Here is a 3,451-nt window from a genome sequence, read left to right as displayed (position 1 = left end):
GGCCCGGGTCGTGGCGCGCGACCCGGGCCACCGCCGTGTGCGCTCAGCCCTTGTCCGACCAGGTCATCCTGATGTTGAAGGTGGCCTCCGCGCTCCCCTTGACGACCACGGCCCCGGCCTCGGCGGTCACGCTCACCCCGAACTCCACCTCGGTCTCGGAGGGGGCGAGCGAGGAGGAGGACAGTTCCCGCAACTGCCCGGACACCGCCTCGGCGACCTTGCGGATCCGCAGCAGGACGTCGTCGAGCCGCCTGTCGCCGGTGGCCTCCTCGGACCTCCTGGAGACGTTGGCGGCCCCCTCCCGCCGGGCGGGTACGGACTCGATACTGACCACGGTGCCGTCGTCGGTGACGAAGTCGATCACTTTGTTCACTTTGACCTCATACGTTCCTTGGCGAGGGGTAAAGCTATTCCTGTGGGAGAGCTCGGAAAGTAAAATACTGGGAAGTGTCCGCAAAAGACGAGATTCCGCTGCCGTCCGTGCGGAGGAAACGGTGGGGCGAACCAGTTATGACCGGGCGAAACGACGCGCGTGCCCGCTGGCGCGACGGACGCGACGGTACCGGGTGGCGCAAGTCGTCGATGTCTTCGGACGCGGGTTCGTGCTGCGAGGCCTCCCTGGGGGAACCGGGCCGGATCCTGTTCCGCGACTCCCACCATCCGGACGGGCACACGCTGCGGTTCGGCGCCGGCGAGTGGCTGTCGCTGCTGGCGTCCCTGTCCTGAGAACCCCGGAAACCGGTCCCGGATATTTCCGGGACGGCAAAGGGGGCGCCGTTCCCCGACTCCCCTTTCCCTCCCGGCCCGGACACGGGAAAGGGATTCCCCGCCTCTCCCCGGGGCGCGCCGACGCCCTGACGGCACCGTGTTCAGGCACGTCCCGGCACCCCGGAGAGCGGTCCGGGGTGCCGCGCGGCGGTCTCCGGCCTCAGGTCCGGACCGGGACGATGTCGGTGTCCAGCCGGGCGTACTCCGCCATCGTGGTCACGAACCGGTGGTCCGGGCCGAACCGGGCGGTGTAGTGGTCGCGCAGGGCCGCCCACTCCTCCCGGACGTCCTCGCCCAGTGCCCGGCGGCTGATCAGCAGGTTGCGCCGGGCGGTGGTCAGGAAGAGGTTGTGCTCGCCGAGGACCTCCCGGCACAGCTCCACACTGGCCGCGTCCTGGGCCCGGGCCTCCTTGAGCCGCCCCAGGGCGAACAGGTCGCTGCCCAGGTTCACCTCGACCGCGGCGACGGTGATCCGCGCGTCCGGGAAGAGCCGCAGGATCTCCTGCCGGGCCTCGACGTCGAGCGCGTACGCCCGCTCGTACTCGCCCGCCATCCGCAGCACGATCGCCGCGTTGGCCCGTGAGGCCCACGGGAAGAGGTGGCGGCCGGAGTACACGGCGTCCATGTGCTCCAGGAGGTCGTCGGCCAGGCTCTTGGCCTCGGCCACCCGCTCGGCGAAGGCCAGGTTCACCATGTGGATGCTGTTGACGTGCAGTGTCACCCGGGAGTGCGGCCGGTGGCGCGAGGTGTTGGCGTCCACTGCCCGCTGGGACAGTTCCAGGGCCGACCCGTGGGCGCCGAGCCTGCGGTTGACCACGGAGAGGAAGATCGGGATCTCCGAGGTGTGCGCGCTGGCGTCCGCCTCGGTGGCCTCGAAGCGCCGCTGGCAGTCCTCCAGGGCCTCCCGGGCCTCCTCCAGGTGTCCGAGGGCCATGAGGCCGAGTCCGACCGACAGCCGGGAGCGCAGGGTCGGGATGCCGTTCGACCCGAACAGGTACTTGCGCTGTTCGAGGGTGCGGCGGTCCAGGTCCAGGGCGTCCTGGAAGCGGCCCAGACGGCGCAGGCAGTCCCCGATGTCGTGCGCGATGACCAGGGTGTTCTCGTCGTCCTCGGTGAACAGCGCGGTCCTGGTCCGGTGGATGTCCTCGAACATGGCCAGGGCCTCGTCGTAGTGGCCGAGGTTGCTCAGCGCGATGGCCCGGGCCCGCCGCGCCTCCAGGGCCTCCTCGCTCTCGGGGCCCTCCAGCTCCGACTGCTCGGCGTACATCCGCTCCGCCTCGGCGAGGGCGACCTCGTTGTCGCCCCGCAGGCGCAGGACCCTGGCGCGCAGCAGCTGGACCTGGAACCGCTGCGGGATGTCGTCGTACCAGGCCTCGATGGCGCGGTCCGCCAGCTCCAGCGTCGCGTCGTCGTTGCCCGTCTCCACCAGGTACACGATCACGTTGTGGACGAGGCCGCGGACCTGCGGGTCGTGGCTGCGCCACGCCTCGGAGGCGGTCACGTGGGTCAGCAGCAGCTGGTACTCGGGCCAGTTCTGCGGCAGCTCGGGGCCGAGGGGGTCGCTCTGCGCCAGCAGGCGGTGGGCCAGGTCCCGGTAGCGCACCCGCTCCTCGTCGCCGAGCGTGCTCTGCACGACGGTCTGGAAGGTGACGTGCATCTGGAAGGTGTGCTTGGACCGGTCGAACTCGGCGAGGCTGTGCCTGCTCACGTAGCGCAGCACCCGGGACAGGGCCATCTCGTTGCCCAGGATCTGCGCCAGCTCGGGGTTGGCGCTCAGGCCCCGGGCCCGGTGGAAGAGGGTGCGCGCCAGCGGGCGGGGGCCGAAGAACGAGCACAGCTGGACGAACTCGCGGACCATCCGCTTGAGCGCGCGGTCGCCCCCGGTGCCGCGCCTCAGGTCGTCGAGCTGCATGTTCCAGGCGGCGGCCAGCGGCAGGGGGTACAGGTCCTCCGACTCCACGTGCGTGACCAGGTCGTCGAACTTGTCCTGGATCAGCTGGAGGAAGTCCTCGACGCTCATCAGGGAGTCGCGCAGGTAGGCGCCGACCTGCGCCAGCGCCAGGGGCAGGTGCTCCAGGCGCTCGGCGATCCGGAGGGCGTCATCGTCGTCCTCCAGCCCCTGGGGGCAGACCTTGCGGAGCAGCGCGACGCTCTCCTGCGGGGTCAGGCTCGGCACGACCGAACCCTCGCTGCGCCCGCTGGGGATCCAGCTCTGGTCGCGGGAGGTGATGATGATGTCGCCGGGGCCGTCGGTCGGAAGTTCGCCCCCGCCCAGCTGGTCCAGGTTGGAGACGTCGTCCAGGATGAGGAGCCAGCGCCCCACCTCGGGGTCGCTCTCCAGCACGTCCCGGACGCGCTGGGCGGTCTTCTCCAGGTTGCCGCCGTCCTCGGCCAGGCCCAGGTGCCGGGCCAGGTGCATGTAGGACTGCTGGATGTCGGCGGGGCTGTTGGCGGGGACCCACCAGATCAGGTCGTAGCTGTCCCGGTACCGGTGCGCGTACTCGGTGGCGATCTGGGTCTTGCCGATGCCGCCCCCGCCCGACAGCAGGTAGATCCCGCCCGAGGACTCCTCCAGCAGACCGTGGACGCGTTCGAGGATCTTCTCGCGCCCCGTGAAGTTGAGGTTGTGCGGAGGCACGCCGCGGAGCTTGGCCAGGGGCCGGGTCCGGGACTGGCGCCTCCG

At 70.7% G+C, this 3,451-nt stretch carries 3 protein-coding genes; 1 reads left to right on the top strand and 2 read right to left on the bottom strand.

Features of this window, described 5'->3' with window-relative positions:
- Nucleotides 1–43: 43 nt before the first annotated feature.
- Nucleotides 44–364: a CU044_2847 family protein gene (locus DQW06_RS28535; protein WP_117199643.1), complete on the bottom strand. Its 321-nt coding sequence runs from the start codon at nt 362–364 to the stop codon at nt 44–46.
- A gap of 146 nt (nt 365–510) precedes the next feature.
- Here DQW06_RS28535 and DQW06_RS28530 point away from each other — a divergent pair, with 146 nt between their 5' ends.
- Complete coding sequence (locus DQW06_RS28530; RefSeq protein ID WP_013155600.1) at nt 511–726, top strand: DUF397 domain-containing protein; 216 nt, start codon at nt 511–513, stop codon at nt 724–726.
- 202 nt (nt 727–928) lie between these two features.
- Here the strand turns inward: DQW06_RS28530 and fxsT are convergent.
- The coding region (gene fxsT / locus DQW06_RS28525; protein WP_117199642.1) for an FxSxx-COOH system tetratricopeptide repeat protein at nt 929–3,451 on the bottom strand (2,523 nt) is incomplete at its 5' end.

This window comes from Nocardiopsis sp. TNDT3 (assembly GCF_003427465.1).
GTDB classification, from domain to species: domain Bacteria; phylum Actinomycetota; class Actinomycetes; order Streptosporangiales; family Streptosporangiaceae; genus Nocardiopsis; species Nocardiopsis dassonvillei.
Note: the sequence above shows the minus strand (reverse complement) of the source record. Positions and strands in the feature narration are given on the sequence as shown.

Bases quoted from the DNA above. Each gene is read 5' to 3' on its own strand.
- DQW06_RS28530 (WP_013155600.1), top strand. From the start codon at position 511: ATGACCGGGCGAAACGACGCGCGTGCCCGCTGGCGCGACGGACGCGAC.